Raw genomic sequence first — 18,964 nt, 5'->3', positions numbered from 1 at the left:
CGGCCTGCTCCAATTAGCGGCACCGCTACTTCGCACTGGCGATGCACCCGCCGATACACATCAATCGGTGATGACGTGCGGCACGAAGCGCGAGGTGTCGCGGGTGATCGGGCCAGCGTCGTCGCGCATGCCCAGTCCGGCAGGACGATCCGCCACAACCCAGCTGCCCACCAACGCATGGCGCCCGTCGAACACCGGCAGCGGGTGATGCGCCTGCAGAATCGCCGGGCCGTCCACGTACGGGCCATCGGTGTGCGCGGCCTCGCCTTGCGCCGTCACCAGCGCGATGTTGGCGCCCTCGCGCGACAGCAGCGGCTTGCGCACCCAGCCTGCGGTTGGTGCCTCACCGGCCTGCGCAAAGCGGGCAGGCAGCAGATTCGGATGACCCTGATGGCGGTCCCACAGCAGCGGCAGGATGCCCTTGTTGCTCAACACCGATTTCCATGCCGGCTCGATCAGGCGCACCCGGTCGGCGATCAATGCCGGCCCGAAGCGTTCTTCCATCATGAATTCCAGCGGATACAGCTTGAACAGCGTGTGGATCACCCGGTCCTGTTCGTCGGTGAACCAGCCCTCGGCACTCAGGCCGATGTCTTCGATGGCCACTTCCTCGGTGCTGATGCCCACCTGATGCGCACAGTCGCGCAGGTAACGCACGGTGGCGCGATCCTCCAGCGAATCGCGCACCGCCGCAAAATGCATCTGCGCACCGATCGCGCCATCCACGGCCAGCGCGCCTAGGGTTTCGCACAGCAGGTCCTGGATCAGGTTGTACTGATCGGTTCCCTTGGGCAGCGCACCGCTGGCGATCTGCTGTTCCAGCCACAACCACTGGAAGTAGGCCGATTCGTAAAGCGATGTTGGCGTGTCGTAATTGAGTTCGTACAGCTTGGCCGGGCCATCGCCCGAATACGCCAGGTCCATGCGGCCATACAGATGCGGGTCGCGCCCTTTCCAGGAGTTGGCGATCCAGTCCCAGTAGAACGGCGGAATGGCCAGCTGGGTCATCAGCGCTTCCGAGCCCACCACCTCGTCCACCAGCTGCATCGCCATGTCGTGCAACTCTTGCGTGGGCGCTTCGATGTCGTCTTCGATCTGACGCAGCGAAAACGCGTAGTAGGCGCTTTCGTCCCAATACGGTTCGCCGTCGATGGTGTGGAAGTGGAAGCCCAGCGATTCGGCCTGCGTGCGCCAGTCCGCGCGTTCGGGGATCAGGATGCGTTGCATGTCAGCCGCCGAAGCCCGAGCTGCGCCCGCCGCTGCCGAACGAACTGCGCGCCGCCGCGCTGGAACCGAAGCCCGAACGCGACACGGTGATGGCGCGCGTGGGCATGTCGATGGCGCCGCTGCGCCCACGCACCGTGCCAATGCGGTTGCTGGCCAGATCGCCATTGGGCTTGTAGTAACCGCCGCTGCGGTAATCGCGGTACAGCGGAATCGAGCCGCCATAGCGGTAACCGCCGCCGCTCATGTTGCCCAGCGCATAACCCAGCAAAAAACCGCCCATCGGCGGGATCCAGCTCTGCTGCCCCTGCGGATTGGTGATCGCCGTGCAGCTGCCGAACTGTTCATCGCACTCGTAGCGCGTGGTGAAGCGCGGCGCGGCCTGCTGATGCTTGGCCACCGCCTCGTCGTAGGCCTTGAGGCATTGCTGGATATCGGACTGTTCCTGCTTGATCTGGTAACAGTCCGACGCCGATTGCAGCACCACACCGGTCTCCGGCTCCGAGCCGCAGCCGGTGACGAAGGCGGCCGGCAGCGCAGCCATCAGGGTGAGTTTGAGATTGCGTGATCGCTTCATGCCCGCGCTCCGTTACGGCGTGATCGCGGCGGCATTGATCAGCCCCACCGCGATCGACACGCCGGCCGAAAAGATACCGGCGGCGGTGATGTTGTCGGTGATCTGCCGCGAGATGCGCCCAGCCACCAGATTGGCCAGCAGGTAGGCCACCACCTGGATGCCGCAGGCCACCAGGCCCCAGATCAGGGCGTCGATCAGGCTCACCGAATGGGTGATGGCCGAATGCAGCGGCAGCGCCACGCCGATCAGGTTGCCGGCCAGCGCGGTGGCCGCTGCCACATTGCCCTGCCGCAGCAAGGTGAAATCCTTATGCGGGGTGACCAGGGTCACCAGCACCACCGAGACGATCAGCACACCCAGGCCGGTACCGAAATAGGAAAGAAACGCGAGAAAACTCTGCAGATTGATCGGATTCATGACAGGACCAAGGTGGGTGGAAGACGCGCGGGCGCGCTCAGGTGATATCCAGATCGGCAACGGTGACATCGATACCGACCGCATAGGTGACGCAGAATTCGTTGGGGCCGGAATCTTCGCCGGTCACCAGCAGGAATTCTTCGCGCTGCAGCTCCGGCACATCGCGGCTGTAGAGCATGGCGTAATGGGTCAGATCGCCATCGCGGCGCGGCGGCTGGTAGCGGTACAGCACTTCGTCGTAGGCGATCGGCGGAATCCGTGACGCGTCATCGGTGGATTGCGTTGCGCGCTGCCACTGTTTGCCGGCGTACTCGATCTGCGCCGCGCCCAGGTGCGGATGCTGCATGACGAACTCCTGAAACGCCTGCTTGCTGGGCGGGTTCACCGTTTCGCAATACACGAAGGCCTTCATCGCTTCCAGATCGCCCCCCACGGTGGTGACCTGCAGGAACGCATCGTCGTCCAGGTAGAAGCGATGCAGCGCATAGCCATCGCCCAGATTGACGTGACCGTAGCAGGGAATGCCCTGGTGCCCGCCCGGCAACTCGGCGGTCATGGCCTCCGGCGCCATGCGGTACAGGGTGGTGTCGATCTCCACCTGACCACCGACACGCAGCCCCAGGGGCAGCGCGTGACCGATCGCGCCACTTCCGGAAGTGGGCAGCGGCGGCGGTTGCGGTTGACCGAACAACTTGTTGAAAAAACTCATCGTCAGACACCTTGTGGCGATGTAGAAATGGGGGACGCCTCGCTGCGCATGGCCGGCCACGCGATGGCGTGCGCCGGCACGCGCTGCTCGGCCAGGTAATACAGCATGGCACCGGCGGCGACAGCGGTGCGTGCTGGCGGGTTCAAGCGCAACGCGCCGTCGGGCGCGCGCAGGCCCAGCAGCAACGCGCCACGCTGGCCGAAATCGGCCGCAAGCCGGCTGTAATCCAGCGGTTGCACATTCGCAGGCACAACAAGACTGAACTGGGTGGGACCATCGTCCACCGACAGCAGCTCGGCGGTGAGCGCCGCACTGCCCGGATCCTGCGCCGCACGTGCCAGGATCTCGGCGGTCATCGGCCGCGTGCACTCGATGGCCGGGTAATGGCAGTTGACCAATCGCGCCGCGCTGGCCGAATCGAAGTGCGCCACGACATGCGCGGCCGGCGCATGCGCCATCAACGCGAACACCGCCGCCAGGGTCTGGTCGTCGGAGGGCGGGTTGACGATCACCCGCGCCGCGCCGGCAATGCCGGCACGCAGGTACACCTCGGTGTGCGTGTACGACTCGGCGGCGATGAAGCGCATGTGGTCGGGCATCGGGTTTTCCGCCACGCCCTCGGCGATCAGCACCACGCCTTCGTCATCGGTGGCGGTGTCGGACAGCAGCAATTCCAGCAGGCGCGTGGAGGCCGCGCCCTGCCAGCCGATCAGAATGGTGTGCCCGCGCAGGTCTGCATAGGCCATCTTGCCCATGTGGTGGCGCCTCCAGAAAGTGATGAGCACGCCGCTGGTCTTGGCCAGCACCGTGGCGAACAACGCCACCGCGCCCGGCATCAACACGAACGCGGCGATATAGCGCCCGGCCACCGAACCCGGCGACAGGTCGCCGTAGCCGATGGTGGTGGCAGTGGTCATGTAGTAGTACGGAAATGCGTCCAGGCCGACGAGCTTGTGCTCGCCGGCCCACAGCAGCAGCAACCAGCTCAGCCCCATGTGCGCCAGCAGTGCCAGCGCCACCATGCCCCAGCTGACGCGGCGCACGTGGCGCCGCAGGACCCGCAACAGCCGTCCAACGATGATCATGGCGCATCCTGTGCCGTGCGATGGATCAGCTGTCGCTGCGCGGAACCTGCTGCACGTCGCGCACCTGGCCAATCAGCGGCGCGGTGCCGCCGGCGTTCTCGTGACCCAGCTGCGCGGCCGGCTTCTTGAAGCGTGCCAGCACCGCAGCGGCGTTGGATTCGCCTTCCATCAGGCCGGCCGCCGCCAGGCGCCGATTGAGATCGCCATCGCCGGTGGACGCTTCGAGTTCTTCGGCCGATTCGATGCGCGCCGAGGTTTCGGCCTGGCGCGCCTTGATGCGCTCCAGCGATTCCAGCGCCGAGCCCATCTTGCTGCTGGCGCCGGAGTGGCGCGCGGCAATGGCGGCCTGCGCCTTCTGCACCGCGTCGGTGGCCTTGACCGTATCGATCTGCTGGCGCATGCCGCGCAGCTGGTTCTCGGTCTTCTGGATGGTGGCCTTGAGCGTCACCACCGACTGGTCCAGCGCGGTCTTGGAGGCCTTGTCGCCGGCATCCTCGCTTTCCAGGGCGGCCAGCTTGACCGCCACATCGTGTGCCAGCGCTTCATCGTTCTTGGCCAGCGCGCCTTCGATGTAGCGCGTGTATTCGGCCATCTTGCCGGCGCGTGCGTCGATCTTCTGCTGGGCCAGCTTGCTCTGCGCCATCAGCTTGGTGAGCTCTTCGCGCGAGCGCGTGAGCTGGGCGCCGGCATCGCGCATTTCCTGATCCAGGATGCGCAGCGCATTGGCGTCGACGGCCTTCTGGCCGGTTTCGTGTGCGGTACCACGCAGCAGCGTGATCAGCTTGGAAAAGATACTCATGACAACACGCCTTTAGGAAAAGAACGGCTTGAGAGATTCGGCGGCATCCAACGTATTGGCCGCCAGGGTCTGGATTTCTTCGTCGATCTGGTCGAGCGTTGAGGAGGCCGACAGTTCGCCAAACACCACGTAACGGTCCTTGCCGTCGACCTGGACCAGGCCCAGGTTGGACAAGGGGTTGAGCGGATTCAGGCGCAGGCAGGCGTCGTTGAAGGCGGCGCGGTCGTTGACGTGCTCGGCATGGGCCAGCAGCGTGGACACAAAAACCTGCGAGCCGGAAGCGGCAACCTGGATCTGCATGTCGCCGTGGTCGGCCAGGGTGAGATTGATGGCCGGCTCCAGGCCGTCGATCAGTTCGACCTGGATTGGCTGGCCACGGTAGCGCTCGGCCAGCAGGCCGTGCAATTCGACGGTGGTGTACTGCGTCATACGATGTCCTGTCCTTTGGTCATGCCGTGGTGGTGATGCAGCGAATGTCCTGCAGCGACCGGACATACTACAGACTGCCCGTGACCGGCAGAAAGGGCCGGAAGTCAGCTGGTCAGGCGCGCGGCAGGCGAGCAAACCGCCCGTTCAGCTGGCTTGTCGCCCCCTGCCGGGCGGCTGCCTCACGGATACAGCATCCGCTTGCTCCAATGGCTGGCCGCGTCGGCCTCGTAGCGCCAGCGCTCGTGCAGGCGGAACTTGGCGCCGTACCAAAACTCGAACGCCTGCGGCACCACCCGGAACCCGCCCCAACCATCCGGGCGCGGCACCTCGCGCCCTTCGAACGTCGCTTCGACCTTGGCAATGGCCGCATCGAACTCTTCGCGCGAACCCAGCGTCTGCGACTGCCGCGAGGCCCACGCGCCGATCTGGCTCATGCGCGGGCGCGAGGCGAAGTACGCATCGGATTCGTCCGCGCTCACCAGCTGCACGCCGCCTTCGATGCGCACCTGGATGCCGGCTTCGCGCAGGCTGCGCCATAGGAACAGCAGCGCCGCCTGCGGGTGGGTCTGCAGGTCGCGGCCCTTTGCGCTGTCCAGATGGGTGTAGAACACGAACCCGCGCGCGTCGAAGGCCTTGAGCAACACGGTGCGCGCGCTCGGCCGGCCATCCACGTTGGCGGTGGCCACGGTCATCGCGCTGGCTTCGGGTTCGGCGCTGTTCTGCGCCTCGGCATACAGCGCGGCGAAGGTGGCAAGAGCTTCTGCGTACAGATCGGTCATGACGGTGCGTGGCAGCCAGATGGACGCCTATTGTGGGCGCATCGCCCGCGCTTCGCCTATGCACCGCGATCCAATCGCCGAAACGACGCGGGTTGGCGTGGTTGGAGACGGCAATTGCGCCGTGCCATCGGCCCGGCCCGATGGCGTGAATGCTACGATCCCTGCGCATGAACCCCGCACCCAATCTCGTGATGGTCGGCCCGATGGGCGCCGGAAAAAGCTGCATCGGCCGTCGCCTGGCCGAGCGCTTCGGGCTGGAATTCGTCGATGTGGACCAGGCCATCGTCGACCAGGTGGGCAGCAGCATCCCGGCCATCTTCGAGCAGCATGGCGAAGCCAGGTTTCGGCAGTACGAGGCCCAGATCCTGCAGGCGCTGCTGGAACAGGACAACAAACTGATTTCCACCGGCGGCGGCGCCGTGCTGGATCCGCGCAACCGCGAGCGCATCTGCGCGCGTGGCTTCGTGGTGTACCTGCATGTCAGCGTGCCGGCCCAACTGACGCGACTGGCGCGCGATCGCAATCGCCCGCTGCTGCAACGCGCCGACCGCGAGCAGGTGCTGCATGCGATGGCCGCGCACCGCACGCCGCTCTACCGCCAGGTCGCCGATCTCAGCCTGGAAACCGATCATCTTTCCCCCGCCGAGGCCACCGCGCAGCTGGTGCTGCGCCTGGCCGCGCAATGGCGCATGTCGAGTACCCCCGCATGACACTTCCCCGTTCCTCGCGCAGCGTCGATCTCGACGGTGTGCAGCCTTACACCATCACCATCGCCCCGGGTCTGCTGGCCGACGGCGCGCGCCTGGCCGGCCATGTGCGTGGCCGCCACGCGCTGCTGCTCAGCGACTCGCAGGTGGCTCCGCATTACGCGGCCGGCGTACGCACCGCCTTGTTGAACGCGCGGCCGGACCTGCAGGTCGGCGAGTTGGTCATTGCCGCCGGCGAAGCCTCCAAAACCTTGGAGACCTTTGGCTCTGCAATCACCGCGCTGGCCGAACTCGGCGCCACCCGCGACGCCTGCGTGTTCGCGCTGGGCGGCGGCGTGGTCGGCGACCTGGCCGGCTTTGCGGCAGCGTGCTGGATGCGCGGCGTGGACTGCGTGCAGCTGCCCACCAGCCTGCTGGCGATGGTGGATTCATCGGTCGGCGGCAAGACCGCAGTGGACATCCCGCAGGGCAAGAACCTGGTCGGCGCCTTCCATCCGCCGCGTGCGGTGATCGCCGACACCGACACCTTGCGCACGCTACCGCCGCGCGAACTGCGCGCCGGCCTGGCCGAGGTGATCAAGTACGGCGCCATCCGCGACCCGCTGTTCTTCCAGTGGCTGCACGCCGAGCGCCGCGCCCTGCTCGATGGCGATGCAGCGGCGCTGGCGCAGGCCATCGCCCGCAGCTGCGAGCACAAGGCCGAGATCGTGGCGCGCGACCCGCTGGAAAAAGGCGAGCGCGCCCTGCTCAACCTGGGCCACACCTTCGGTCACGCCATCGAAACCGAGCAAGGCTACGGCGCGCCCGGCAACGACAACCTCAACCATGGCGAGGCCGTCGCAGTGGGCATGGTGCTGGCGGCGCGCCTGTCGGCCGCGCTGGGCATGAGCGATGCCCAGGACACCGAGGCCTTGCGCACGCTGCTGCACGACTTCGATCTGCCCACCGAGATCCCGCCCGGCCTGACCCCTCAGGCCCTGCTCGCACGCATGCGCCTGGACAAGAAAAACATCGCCGGCCGCCTGCGCCTGGTGTTGTGGCGCGGCATCGGCAAGGCCGAGATCGTGCCGGATGTGGAAGAGGCAGCGGTGCTGGAGATACTGGCGGGATAAGGCCAGCCGGCCGAAGGCACGGAACGCTGGACGCCCGCACCCAGCTGCCGTCGATCGCCACGACTCACTCTTGGTAGGAGCGTCCCCGGCGCGATGGGGCCTTCCCGACAATCCCTATCGCGCCCAGGTGCGCTCCTACGCACTGCCTGCCGCCGTCTGCACGGCGGTCGGAACCTCGCGCAGGAGCGCACCGGCAAGCGTGGACGCCCAACGACGCTCCCGGCGCAACCAGCACACCCGGACGCGCCACTGCTCTCAGCCTTCAGCAGCGCCCGGCTACAATCGGCCGCATGCGCATCCTTCTACAACACGATCCCGGCGGTAACGCGCCGCTCCGCTACGTCCAGCTGACCCTGCAACCGGATCTGTTCGGTGGCTGGGAATTGCTGCGCGAAACCGGCGAGATCGGCGGACGCACGCAACTGCGACGCGACCAGTACCTGCAACAGGATGAAGCGGACCGCGCCTTCGACAAGGCGCGCGACACCCAACTCAAACGCGGTTTCCAACTCATCACCGGCGGCGCCGACGACGCGCCGCGCTGAGGACATACTTTCCCATGCTCAAGAACGATCGTCTGCTGCGCGCGCTCAACCGTCAGCCCGTGGACCGCACCCCTGTGTGGTTGATGCGCCAGGCCGGCCGCTATTTGCCGGAGTACCGCGCCACCCGCGCGCGTGCCGGCAGTTTCCTGGGCATGGCCAAGAATCCGGACATCGCCTGCGAAGTGACCCTGCAGCCGCTGCAGCGCTTCCCGCTGGATGCGGCAATCCTGTTCTCCGACATCCTCACCATCCCCGATGCGATGGGCCTGGAGCTGTACTTTGTCGAAGGCGAAGGCCCCAAGTTCCGCCACCCGGTGCGCGATGCCGCCGCAATCCACCGCCTGGGCGTGCCGGACATGGAAACCGAGCTGCGCTACGTGATGGATGCGGTGCGGGTGATCCGCCGCGAACTGGATGGTTCGGTGCCCTTGATCGGTTTCTCCGGCAGCCCGTGGACGCTGGCCTGCTACATGATCGAAGGCGGTGGCAGCAAGGAATACGCACGCATCAAGGCCATGGCCTTCAACGCGCCGGAGCTTCTGCATCACCTGCTCGGCACCGTCACCGACGCGGTGATCGCCTACCTGGCCGCCCAGCGCGCGGCAGGCGCGCAGGCGCTGCAGGTGTTCGACACCTGGGGCGGCGTGCTTTCGCCGGCGATGTACCGCGAATTCTCGCTGCCCTACCTGACCCGCATCGCGCGTGAACTGGAGCGCGGCACCGGGGCCGAGCGCACCCCGCTGGTGCTGTTCGGCAAGGGCAACGGCGCCTACGTGGCGGATCTGGCCGCCAGCGGCGCCGAAGCCGTGGGCGTGGACTGGACCATCTCGCTGGCTGACGCCGCTCAACGGGCGGGCGGCCGCGTTGCCCTGCAGGGCAATCTCGACCCGGCCACGCTGTACGGCTCGCCCGACGCGATCCGTAGCGAAGTCGCCAAGACCCTGGACAGCTACGCCCAAGGCAATGGCGGCTCGCGCGAAGGGCACGTCTTCAACCTCGGCCATGGCATGTCGCCGGATATGAATCCCGAGCACGTGGGTGTGCTGGTGGAAGCGGTGCAGAGCCTGAGCAAGCGCTAAGCCGCCGCGGCGAGCGGGCCGGGTCGCACGGACCCGGCCCGTGCCAGTGCCAGTTCCCGCGTGCATGTAGGCACTGCCGAGTCACCTATTTCGCAACTGAACCGACCCACTGGCTCTGCGCATTCACTCCGCCGCCAGATATATCGGTGCCGGACGCGTTGTGTCATCAAACGCGTCGCGCGATTCACTCCTGCACCCAAGCCGCCAATGCGATGACGCGATCTGCCTGAGCGTGCAGCGTCGGCCTTACGCGTGCACGCGGCGCAGGCTGCCAACGCAGGCATTCCCGGGCGTCGCACACAGCGTTCCGTGCCGTGCACAGCAGGGAGACGATAATGCAGCGTTCCCCCGGCCAAGCCCCCATGTCTCAGCCCGTCCCCACCTTGCGCGCCTACGCCACCATCAAGCCGCTGCTGTGGCTGGTGTCGCTGGCCATCTTCATGCAGATGCTGGATGCGACCATCGTCAACACGGCGTTGCCGTCGATGGCGCGCAGCCTGCGCGAAAGCCCGCTGCAGATGCAGTCAGTGGTCTTCAGTTATGCGCTGGCAGTGGCGATGTTCATCCCTGCCTCGGGCTGGATCGCGGACCGCTTCGGTACGCGGCGCACCTTCCTCGCCGCGATCATCGTGTTCACCTTGGGCTCGCTGCTGTGCGCGGCAGCCCAGCACCTGCCGCAATTGGTGGCCGCACGCGTGGTGCAAGGCATCGGCGGCGCGATGCTGCTGCCGGTCGGGCGGCTGGCGGTGCTCAAGACGGTGGCACGCGCAGACTTCCTGCGCGCGATGAGCTTTATCGCCATTCCCGCCCTGATCGGCCCGCTGATCGGCCCGACCCTGGGCGGCTGGCTGGTCGAAGTCGCCTCGTGGCACTGGGTGTTCCTGATCAACCTGCCGATCGGGGTGCTCGGGTTTATTGCCGCGCTGAAGATCATGCCCGACCATTATGGCGATGCACGCAGGCGCTTCGATTTGGTCGGCTACCTGATGCTGGCGTTCGGCATGGTGGCCTTGTCGCTGGCGCTGGATGGCATCTCGGAACTCGGCCTGCGCCATGCGTTCGTGATGTTGCTGGCCATCGGCGGACTGGCTGCACTGGCCGGCTACTGGCTGCATGCGGGCAACACCGCCAACGCGCTGTTTCCGCTGGCGCTGTTCAAGGTGGCGAGCTACCGCATCGGCATTTTGGGCAACTTGTTCGCGCGCGTGGGCAGCGGCTCGATGCCATTCTTGATCCCGTTGCTGTTGCAGGTGGGCCTGGGCATGAGCCCGATGAATGCCGGGCTGATGATGGTGCCGGTGGCACTGGCCGGCATGGCCGCCAAACGCGCGGCGGTCAAGCTGGTGGGGCGCTTCGGCTACCGGCGCGTACTGATGCTCAACACCGTGTTGGTCGGCGTGGCCATGGCCAGCTTTGCGCTCATCGATATCGGCCAGCCGCTGTGGCTGCGCCTGGTGCAACTGGCCTGCTTCGGCGCGGTGAACTCACTGCAATTTACGGTCATGAACACCGTGACCCTGCGCGATCTGGACCGCGACCAGGCCAGCCCCGGCAACAGTCTGCTGTCGATGGTGATGATGCTGGCCACCGGTTTCGGCGCTGCGGCAGCGGGCAGCCTGTTGGCGGCATTCAATACCCATCTGGGCGATACGCATGGCGCTACCGCCGCCTTGCATGCCACCTTCCTGTGTGTGGGCGGCATCACCTTGTCGTCGACGTTGATCTTCTGGCAGCTGGCCGAGACGCGCCCCCACCCCAAGGAAGTGGAAGCGGTTGCCGAGTAGGTGCCGCACTGGCGCACTGTCACTTCCGCCGCGGCTACGCCCCATCGCGCGCGCGGGCATGCCGCAACGCTTCGGCGATGGTATTGGCCAACATCTCGCCGGTGAGCGGCTTGCGCAGGAAACGGTCGAAACCCGCTTCCTGCGCGTTCGGTTCGGCGGCTTCATCGGAGCGTGCGGTCACCGCGATCAACGGCATCTCGTAGCCGAAGACGCGCAACTGCCGCGCCAACGCAAAACCATCCAGCCCGGGCAGGTCCAGATCCAGCAATGCCAGATCGAACGTGTTGTCGGCCGCTTCGGTCAACGCCGCCAGCCCATGCGGCGCATGCACCACCGAGTGCCCCTGCGCGCGCAGCAGGCCGATGATGACCTCGGCGATGGTCGGGTCGTCTTCCACCAGCAGGATGCGCTGCGGCTCGATGGGGCTGGCGGCATGTGCCACCTCGCCGTCCAGCGTTGCATCCGACGCCACCCAGCGCAGCGGCAGATCCACCACAAAGCGCGTCCCGGCGCCGAGCCGGCTGATCACCTCGATATGCCCACCCATCGCCATCGCCAGCTCCTGACAGATGGCCAGGCCCAGGCCACTGCCGCCATAACGTGAGGTGGTCTTGGCACCGTCGCCCTGCTCGAAGCGCTGGAACAATCGCGCCTTCTGTTCGGCATTGATGCCCGGGCCCGTGTCGGCAACCTCGAAGCGCAGGCCTTGATAGGAACCGAGCGTGGTCAGCTTCAGCGCGACCACGCCGCGCTCGGTGAATTTGATCGCGTTATTGAGCAGGTTGAGCAGGATCTGCCGGATACGGGTGGAATCACCGCTGGCGGTGATGTCGCCCAGCAGCCCGATCTCCAGGCTGAAGCGCAACCCGCGCTCTTGCGCCAATGGCGCCATCAGCGCTTCGACTTCGGCCACGAGCTGACGCACCGAAAATGGCTGGAAATCCAGTTCAAGCCGGCCCGATTCGATGCGCGCCAGATCCAGCGCATCGTTGACCAGCCGCAACAGATGCGCACCCGCACGACGGATCGACTCGGTGTAGCTGCGCTGCGTGGCGTCCTGCGTGGTCTTGAGCAGCAATTCGCTCATGCCCAACACACCCGTCATCGGCGTGCGCACTTCATGGCCCAGCGTCGCCAGAAACCGGGTCTTGGCCAAGGACGCCTGTTCGGCCAGCTCCTGTTTGTGCACGGCCAGCTGCCAGGCATTCAGGCGCCGCAGCCGACGGCGATACAACAAGATGGCCGCGGCGATCACGCACACGCTCAGCACCGCCAACAGGCCCAGACCCCACGGTGACAGCCACCACGGCGGCAATACCTGGAAACGGACGATCTGGCTGGCCGACCAGATGCCATCTGCCGTGCGCCCCTGCACTTCCAGCGTGTAATGCCCGGAAGGCAGGCGCGAAAACAGGCGTTCGCCGGTGGAGCCCACGTCGACCCAGTCCGGATCGTAGCCACTGAGGCGGAAGCGGTAACTGGTGGATTCGGGATTGGTGAACGTGGGCATCCGCGCCACGATATGCAGGTCGCGATCGCCGTCCTGCACCTGCAGCGGCGCCTTGCCGGTGACATCCAGTTCGCGCTCGCCGCGTCGCAGGCTGACACGTTCGATCAACAGCTGCGGTCGGCGCAGATTCGGACGCATCGTGGCCGGATCGAACACCACGATGCCATCGGATGTGCCGCCCAGGATCTGCCCCGTGCTTGCCTGCACCAGCGTGGCCACCTGCATGGGCGAACTGGGAAGTCCGTCGTGCACGTCGTACACGCGCACCAGCTTGCTGCCGGGGTCGACCCGGATCAGCCCACGATGACTGGAGACCCAGGCCACGCCACCGGCATCGATCACCAGGCCGGTCGGCGAGACCATCGGAAATTCCTGGTCCTTTCCCAGCGTATCCAGATGCGTAAGCTGCTTGCCGTCCCAGAGATAGCGCCGCAATTGTCCGGCCAATCCGATCCAGACGATGCCGCCATCTCCCTGGCGAAACACATAGGTTGGCAGGGACGGCGCGCCGCGTACCGGAACGAACTGGTCGGCAAGCGGATCCCATCGCCACAGCCCGGCATTGTTGCTCAGCCAGATCTGCCCATCCGGCCCGATCCGCATGTCCAGGACCGTCAGCGCCTTCAGCCCGTGGCTTCCGTAGTCGAGCGTCCTGAGCAGCTGGCCCTCGCTGCTCCACAGCTGCACCCCGTGCGTCAGCAGCGCCACCCAGATGCGCCCCTGTGCATCTTCGGCCATCCTGCCAGGCCTGCCGACATCTTCGAGATCGGCTGCGGAATCCTGGTGCCCGAGCAGTGGCCAACGCCTGGCCTCGCCCGTCTTCGGGTTGTACCGAACCAGCCGTTCCTGCACGCCGATCCAGACCATTCCCTGCCTGCTTTCGATGACCGTATCGGGAATGCGTTCCGGATCGACCGGGGCCAGGCGTGGCTCCACGCGGCCGGTGACGGGATCGAAATGCTCAAGCGTTCCACGCGTGCCGACCAGCCAGATGCCGCCGGTGACCGAAGGCGCTGTGGCAACGACCGAGGGATTGGCGAGCGATTGCGGAACATCTGCGCGATGCGAAAACAACGCGAAGGTGTCCCAGCGCGGAGGCAGGTGCCACAACCCGCCCTCCAGGCTGGCGAACCACAGACCTCCTTCGCGGTCCTGGTAGGCGGTGATCCAGTTCCGGTTGACCAGACCGTGCGCTGAAAAACTGTAGACCGGCACGCGTTCGACGCCACCGTCGCTGGAACTCATGCCCAGGCCGGTGGCGGTATCCAGCCAGTAGCGCCCGAGCCGGTCACGGAGCAGGACGCCCCGGACCTGCGCGGTGTCCTCACCGCTTTGCCAGCGGCGGGCCATGGGCCGCCCGACCGTGTTGAACTGGACGGGGTTGCCGTCGAAATCGGCAACCCAGAGCACCTTGCCGTCGGGCTCCTTGTACATTCGGTTGACCGACTGGGACGGGCCCGGAAGCGGCACGCGCTCCAGGCGCCGACCATCCCAGTGCACAAGCCCGCCCCAGGTGCCGATCCACAGGCCGCCGTCGGGCGCGACTTCCAGACCAACGATATTGTCGGACGGCAAGCTAGCGGCATCGCCCGCCTTGGCAGAAAAGTGCTGCATGCGCCCGTCGGGGCGATAACGATAGAGGCCCTGCTTGGCGGTGCCGATCCAGATATCCCCGTCCGGCGTTTGTGCCAACGACCACAGGGTGGCGTCGCGCAGTTCGGGGAATTGCGGATCTTCCAGTCGTTTGAACGTGCGCGTGTTCGCTTCCAGATAGCCGACGCCGCCGTCCTCGAAGCCCATCCACACCCGATCGTTGGCATCGACACAGATGGTCCAGACCACGTTGCTGGTCAGGCCATCTTCCATCCGCCAGATCCGGTAGTTGCGGCCATCGAATCTGGCCAGGCCGTCATCGCTGGCAAGCCACAGATATCCCTGTCTGTCCTCGGCCAACTGATTGATCGTGTCCGACGGCAGCCCGTCGGCGATCGTCAGCTGGATGGGCACCGGTGTTGCGGGCGTCCGCGCCTGCACCGGAAACACTGCCAGACACAGGCATACCCAGAGCACAGCGAGCAGCCGATGGGGCAAGCAGGATAGAAAGCGCACCGGATCAACTTCACGACAAGTCGGCGCATAGTGCGGGCCACGCGCGGTGCGGGCAAGCGCGCTCTGCCCGTTGTGCGCACGCGCTCAGGCTGCAAGGCGCCCGCGGCAGCGTCATTGGTCAGTCCGTTGCACGTTGCAGGGCTTGCGAAAAGCGGGCCCGACAATTCTTTCCGCCGACACTTGCTTGCGACGCAACCGCTTGCCGCGCCCCGGGTGGCAGGGCACCTGCAGCGCCCTTCCGCCTGGCCAGACCATCGCGACCCGCATCGCTGTTCGAGCGGCCCAAGAGCGGACGAACACGCCGCGTGATACTTGGATGCCTGCTCCGGTGACAGAGCATCCGCAGCGCTTGTCAGCGCTTGCTGCGTAACGCTTCGGCAATGGTGGCGGCCAGCATGTCGCCAGTGAGCGGCTTGCGTAGGAAGCTGTCGAAGCCGGCTTCCTGCGCGCTTGGTTCGGCGACCTCGTCGGCGCGTGCAGTCACGGCGATCAACGGCATGTCGTAGCCGAAGACGCGCAACTGCCGCGCCAGCGCAAAACCATCCAGCCCGGGCAGGTCCAGATCCAGCAATGCCAGATCGAACGTGTTGTCGGCCGCTTCGGTCAGCGCCGCCAGGCCATGCGGGGCATGCACGACCGAATGCCCTTGCGCTTGCAGCAGGCCGACGATGACCTCGGCGATGGTCGGGTCGTCTTCCACCAGCAGGATGCGCTGCGGCTCGACAGCCGTCTCGGCATGCGCGGTCTCGCCACCGAGCGCGGCGTTGGAAGCCACCCAGCGCAGCGGCAGATCCACCACGAAGCGCGTCCCCGCACCGAGTCGGCTGATCACCTCGATCTGCCCGCCCATGGCGATTGCCAGCTCCTGGCAGATCGCCAAGCCCAGACCACTGCCGCCGTAGCGCGAGGTGGTTCTGGCACCATCGCCCTGCTCGAAGCGCTGGAACAGCCGCGCCTTCTGTTCGGCGTTGATGCCCGGCCCCGTGTCGGCCACTTCAAAGCGCAGGCCTTGATAGGAACCGAGCGTGGTCAACTTCAACCCGACCACGCCGCGCTCGGTGAATTTGATCGCGTTATTGAGCAGGTTGAGCAGGATCTGCCGGATGCGGGTGCAATCGCCACTGGCAGTGATATCGCCGAGCAGCCCGATCTCCAGGCTGAAGCGCAGGCCACGCTCCTGCGCCAGCGGCGCCATCAACGCCTCCACTTCGGCCACCAGCTGACGCACCGAAAACGGCTCCACATCCAGCTCCAGCCGCCCGGATTCGATGCGCGCAAGATCCAGCGCATCGTTGACCAGCCGCAACAAATGCGCGCCTGCGCGGCGGATCGACTCGGTGTAACTGCGCTGTTTGAGATCCAGCGAAGTCTTGAGCAGCAGCTCACTCATGCCCAAGACGCCCGTCATCGGCGTACGCACTTCGTGGCCCAGGGTCGCCAAAAAACGCGTCTTGGCCAGGGACGCCTGCTCGGCCACTTCCTGTTTGTGCACCGCAAGCTGCCAGGCATTCAAGCGACGCAACCGACGGCGGTACAACAAGATAGCTGCAGCAATCACGCACACGGTCAGCAGGGCCAGCAGGCTCAAGCCCCACGGCGACAGCCACCATGGCGGCAACACCTGAAAACGCAAGGTCTGGCTCGCCGACCAGATCCCGTCTGCAGTGCGCCCCTGCACTTCCAGCGTGTAACGGCCTGAAGGCAGACGCGAAAACAGGCGCTCGCCACTGGGCCCGACATCGATCCAGTCCGGGTCGTAGCCGCTCAGGCGGAAGCGGTAGCTATTGGATTCGGAGTCGGCGAAGCTGAGCAGGCGGGCGACGATATGCAAGTCGCGGTCGCCGTCCTGCATGACCAAAGGCGTGACATGACTCAGATCCAGCCCGCTCTCGCCGCGACGTAGACCCACACGTTCGATCACCAACGGCACCCGATGATCATTCGGCTTGAGTTCGGCAGGATCGAAGATCACCAGCCCATCCGGCGTCGCGCCGACGATCATGCCCTTTGACGATTGCACCAAAGAACGCGCAACGAATTGCGGATTGGGCAGGCCGTCATGAACCCCGAACACGCGCACGCCCCGCGTGGCCGGGTCAACGCGAATCAGGCCACGCATACTGGACATCCAGGCAACACCGTCGTGGTCGATCACCAGTCCCTGTGGCGCAAGCGCAGGGAAGTTCTGCTCGGGGCCCACTGTATCTAGATGTTGCAGGGTGCCGTTCTTCCACAAATAGCGGCGGAGCTTCCCTAGCCCGGCAAACCAGGCGATCTGGTTGTCGCTGAAGCGAAAAGTGAAGATAGGTTCGTCGGGTGCGCCGGCAATGCGCTCGAAGCGCGCAACCGACGCGTTCCAGCGCTGCAGACCACGATTACTGGCCAGCCAGAGCGCTCCGTCCGGCCCAGCCTGCAGGTCGTAAACCACCAGATCTGCTGCAAGGCCGTGGGTCCCGCGCAACATGGTGCGCAGCAAGCGACCTTGTTCGTCCCGCTCTTGTAGCCCAAGCGTGGCATGGACCCAGATGTGACCATCGGCGGTCTGCTGCAGCGCTTCCAAGGAAGCGTCCAGTGTCGCGTCCTGTGCAGCCGCGTCCGAGCCGCTTGCTGCAGCCTTCCAGTGCTGCACCTGGCCAGTAGCGGGATCAAAGCGCACCAGCTCGGCAAACTGCCCGACCCAGACGTTACCCTTGCGATCCTCCAGCACGCTATTGGACCAGCTGGCAGACCCCAGGGTGGGCAATACACGCTCGATTTTGCCGGTGGCAGGATCTACGCGTTCGAGCACGCCCGAGGTGCCCACCAACCACATCCGACCATCGCGCGATTTTGCAGTGCCCTGGATCGCCAGGTTGCCACCTTGGCCACCGTCGTCCATGTAGTTGAAAACTACCGCGAAACGATGCCAGTTCGAGGGGAGATGCCAGAGCCCGCCGTTGGGGCTGGCAAACCATACACCGCCCTCGCGATCCTGATATGCCGATTCCCAGTTGGGACGGATACGCCCGTGCGCAGACAGACTGTACAGGGGGACATTGCGCACCTCCGCACCAGTCGTATGGCCTAGGCCGGCCAGGGTGTCCAGCCAATAGCTGCCGTCCTGGTCGCGCAACAACACGCCCAATACCGGATATTCTGCAGGTGCCTGCCAACGGTGCGGACTGAGATGACCACTTGGATCGCGCCGAAACAGCTTGTCGTCGCTGGTCCCGATCCAGATGCTGCCATCGGCATCGGCAGTTAGCCGGGTGATGATCTGTGCGGTGCCATCCGGAAATGCCTGCCGCTCGAAGTCATTACCCGTCCAATGCGCAGCACCATCGGCGGTACCGATCCAAAGTGTGCCGCGGGTATCGACATCAAGCCGATAGATCGCGTTGTCGGGCAAGCTGCGCGGATCGTCGACACGATGTGCGAAATGCTCCAGCGAACCATCCGGCCGCAGCCGGTATAGCCCACTCATTTCAGTGCCGAACCATATGCTGCCGTCGTCGGTAGACTTGATGTTCCAGATCGCAGCGCCGCGAAGTTCCGGATAGCGCGCACCATCATAGAAAGTGAATTGATGGCGTGCGGGGTCCAGCATCGCAAGGCCTGCCATGCCGGTCCCGATCCAGACCCGGTTGCGCTTGTCGACGTGAACCGCCCAGATCTGGTTGTCGCGCAAACCGTCTTCGATGCGCCAGATACGGAAGTTTCGCCCGTCGTAACGCGCTAACCCATCGCTGCTGGCCAGCCACAAATATCCATTGGCATCCTCATCGAAGCCGTACACCACGTTGGATGGCAGCCCGTCGGCCACGGTCAGCTGCCGCGGCTGCGGCAGTACCGGCACGCCGGCCAGCGTAAGACTCGGCCAGCCTGACACGACGGCCAGGCAAAGCAGTAATAAAGCCCGCGTCATCAAGGCTTTCAGCGGCATGCGACGACTGGGGTGTTGTGGTGGTAGCAGCATGCGCTCGCGTGTCCTTTGCACGCATAGTGCGGACCTTGCCTGATGCTGGCAACACACAGAAGCGCGCCAACGGTGATCGTTACAGCAGGCAGGCATCGTACGGCCGTCTTTACGCGATGCGATGCCCGATGAGCACCGGCATCG

At 65.6% G+C, this 18,964-nt stretch carries 15 protein-coding genes; 5 read left to right on the top strand and 10 right to left on the bottom strand.

Features of this window, described 5'->3' with window-relative positions; translation table 11 throughout:
* Window positions 1-60: 60 nt before the first annotated feature.
* The 8 genes from LN450_RS20365 to pdxH form a co-directional block, all read right to left on the bottom strand.
* Window positions 61-1,227, bottom strand: a complete 1,167-nt coding sequence (locus LN450_RS20365) for a glutathionylspermidine synthase family protein (protein WP_011348178.1) — start codon at window positions 1,225-1,227, stop codon at window positions 61-63.
* A 1-nt stretch (window position 1,228) separates the two neighbouring features.
* A complete protein-coding gene (locus LN450_RS20360) occupies window positions 1,229-1,801 on the bottom strand; it encodes a DUF1190 domain-containing protein (RefSeq protein WP_008573065.1) in 573 nt (190 codons plus the stop codon).
* A 12-nt stretch (window positions 1,802-1,813) separates the two neighbouring features.
* Entirely contained in the window at window positions 1,814-2,218 is a 405-nt protein-coding gene (locus LN450_RS20355; protein ID WP_003489536.1) for a DUF350 domain-containing protein, read from the bottom strand.
* 37 nt (window positions 2,219-2,255) lie between these two features.
* Window positions 2,256-2,933, bottom strand: a complete 678-nt coding sequence (locus LN450_RS20350) for a YjfK family protein (protein ID WP_029819938.1) — start codon at window positions 2,931-2,933, stop codon at window positions 2,256-2,258.
* On the bottom strand, window positions 2,930-4,012 hold the full coding sequence (locus LN450_RS20345) for a potassium channel family protein (RefSeq protein WP_011348180.1): 1,083 nt from the start codon (window positions 4,010-4,012) through the stop codon (window positions 2,930-2,932). Before LN450_RS20345 ends, LN450_RS20350 begins: the two co-directional genes overlap by 4 nt.
* Window positions 4,013-4,037: 25 nt before the next feature.
* Window positions 4,038-4,811: a PspA/IM30 family protein gene (locus tag LN450_RS20340; RefSeq protein WP_011348181.1), complete on the bottom strand. Its 774-nt coding sequence runs from the start codon at window positions 4,809-4,811 to the stop codon at window positions 4,038-4,040.
* Window positions 4,812-4,823: 12 nt separating this feature from the next.
* Window positions 4,824-5,240 carry a YjfI family protein gene (locus LN450_RS20335; RefSeq protein ID WP_007965635.1) on the bottom strand — a complete coding sequence of 139 codons (417 nt, stop codon included), beginning with the start codon at window positions 5,238-5,240 and terminating at the stop codon, window positions 4,824-4,826.
* A gap of 179 nt (window positions 5,241-5,419) precedes the next feature.
* The gene (gene pdxH / locus LN450_RS20330; RefSeq protein WP_008571714.1) at window positions 5,420-6,019 is read right to left on the bottom strand and encodes a pyridoxamine 5'-phosphate oxidase; all 600 of its coding nucleotides are present in this window, start codon (window positions 6,017-6,019) and stop codon (window positions 5,420-5,422) included.
* A 167-nt stretch (window positions 6,020-6,186) separates the two neighbouring features.
* On the opposite strand from pdxH, the gene LN450_RS20325 reads away from it, so the two are divergent.
* The 5 genes from LN450_RS20325 (at window position 6,187) to mdtD (ending at window position 11,246) form a co-directional block, all read left to right on the top strand.
* Window positions 6,187-6,729, top strand: a complete 543-nt coding sequence (locus tag LN450_RS20325; protein WP_011348183.1) for a shikimate kinase — start codon at window positions 6,187-6,189, stop codon at window positions 6,727-6,729.
* Window positions 6,726-7,838 carry a 3-dehydroquinate synthase gene (aroB, locus tag LN450_RS20320; RefSeq protein WP_011348184.1) on the top strand — a complete coding sequence of 371 codons (1,113 nt, stop codon included), beginning with the start codon at window positions 6,726-6,728 and terminating at the stop codon, window positions 7,836-7,838. The genes LN450_RS20325 and aroB overlap by 4 nt, the downstream gene beginning before the upstream one ends.
* A gap of 290 nt (window positions 7,839-8,128) precedes the next feature.
* Complete coding sequence (locus tag LN450_RS20315; RefSeq protein WP_005928169.1) at window positions 8,129-8,383, top strand: WGR domain-containing protein; 255 nt, start codon at window positions 8,129-8,131, stop codon at window positions 8,381-8,383.
* Between the two features lie 14 nt (window positions 8,384-8,397).
* Entirely contained in the window at window positions 8,398-9,462 is a 1,065-nt protein-coding gene (gene hemE / locus LN450_RS20310) for a uroporphyrinogen decarboxylase (RefSeq protein ID WP_011348185.1), read from the top strand.
* Window positions 9,463-9,824: 362 nt separating this feature from the next.
* Window positions 9,825-11,246 (top strand): multidrug transporter subunit MdtD, encoded by a 1,422-nt coding sequence (gene mdtD / locus LN450_RS20305; RefSeq protein WP_014090726.1) that lies wholly within the window; start codon window positions 9,825-9,827, stop codon window positions 11,244-11,246.
* A 34-nt stretch (window positions 11,247-11,280) separates the two neighbouring features.
* Here mdtD and LN450_RS20300 read toward each other — a convergent pair whose 3' ends face one another.
* The gene (locus LN450_RS20300) at window positions 11,281-14,826 is read right to left on the bottom strand and encodes a hybrid sensor histidine kinase/response regulator (RefSeq protein WP_039418851.1); all 3,546 of its coding nucleotides are present in this window, start codon (window positions 14,824-14,826) and stop codon (window positions 11,281-11,283) included.
* 391 nt (window positions 14,827-15,217) lie between these two features.
* The gene (locus LN450_RS20295; protein ID WP_039418849.1) at window positions 15,218-18,787 is read right to left on the bottom strand and encodes a hybrid sensor histidine kinase/response regulator; all 3,570 of its coding nucleotides are present in this window, start codon (window positions 18,785-18,787) and stop codon (window positions 15,218-15,220) included.
* Window positions 18,788-18,964 lie beyond the last annotated feature (177 nt).

Origin of the sequence: Xanthomonas euvesicatoria pv. euvesicatoria, assembly GCF_020880415.1 — a bacterium.
GTDB lineage: Bacteria > Pseudomonadota > Gammaproteobacteria > Xanthomonadales > Xanthomonadaceae > Xanthomonas > Xanthomonas euvesicatoria.
The sequence above is the reverse complement of the archived record's forward strand: the minus strand, read 5'-3'. Positions and strand labels throughout refer to the sequence as shown.

Coding starts and splice junctions, on each gene's coding strand:
- LN450_RS20360 (WP_008573065.1), bottom strand. CDS start 1,801: ATGAAGCGATCACGCAATCTCAAACTCACCCTGATGGCTGCGCTGCCG.
- LN450_RS20325 (WP_011348183.1), top strand. CDS start 6,187: ATGAACCCCGCACCCAATCTCGTGATGGTCGGCCCGATGGGCGCCGGA.
- LN450_RS20340 (WP_011348181.1), bottom strand. CDS start 4,811: ATGAGTATCTTTTCCAAGCTGATCACGCTGCTGCGTGGTACCGCACAC.
- LN450_RS20335 (WP_007965635.1), bottom strand. CDS start 5,240: ATGACGCAGTACACCACCGTCGAATTGCACGGCCTGCTGGCCGAGCGC.
- mdtD (WP_014090726.1), top strand. CDS start 9,825: ATGTCTCAGCCCGTCCCCACCTTGCGCGCCTACGCCACCATCAAGCCG.
- pdxH (WP_008571714.1), bottom strand. CDS start 6,019: ATGACCGATCTGTACGCAGAAGCTCTTGCCACCTTCGCCGCGCTGTAT.
- aroB (WP_011348184.1), top strand. CDS start 6,726: ATGACACTTCCCCGTTCCTCGCGCAGCGTCGATCTCGACGGTGTGCAG.
- LN450_RS20345 (WP_011348180.1), bottom strand. CDS start 4,012: ATGATCATCGTTGGACGGCTGTTGCGGGTCCTGCGGCGCCACGTGCGC.
- LN450_RS20295 (WP_039418849.1), bottom strand. CDS start 18,787: ATGCCGCTGAAAGCCTTGATGACGCGGGCTTTATTACTGCTTTGCCTG.
- LN450_RS20365 (WP_011348178.1), bottom strand. CDS start 1,227: ATGCAACGCATCCTGATCCCCGAACGCGCGGACTGGCGCACGCAGGCC.
- LN450_RS20315 (WP_005928169.1), top strand. CDS start 8,129: ATGCGCATCCTTCTACAACACGATCCCGGCGGTAACGCGCCGCTCCGC.
- LN450_RS20355 (WP_003489536.1), bottom strand. CDS start 2,218: ATGAATCCGATCAATCTGCAGAGTTTTCTCGCGTTTCTTTCCTATTTC.
- hemE (WP_011348185.1), top strand. CDS start 8,398: ATGCTCAAGAACGATCGTCTGCTGCGCGCGCTCAACCGTCAGCCCGTG.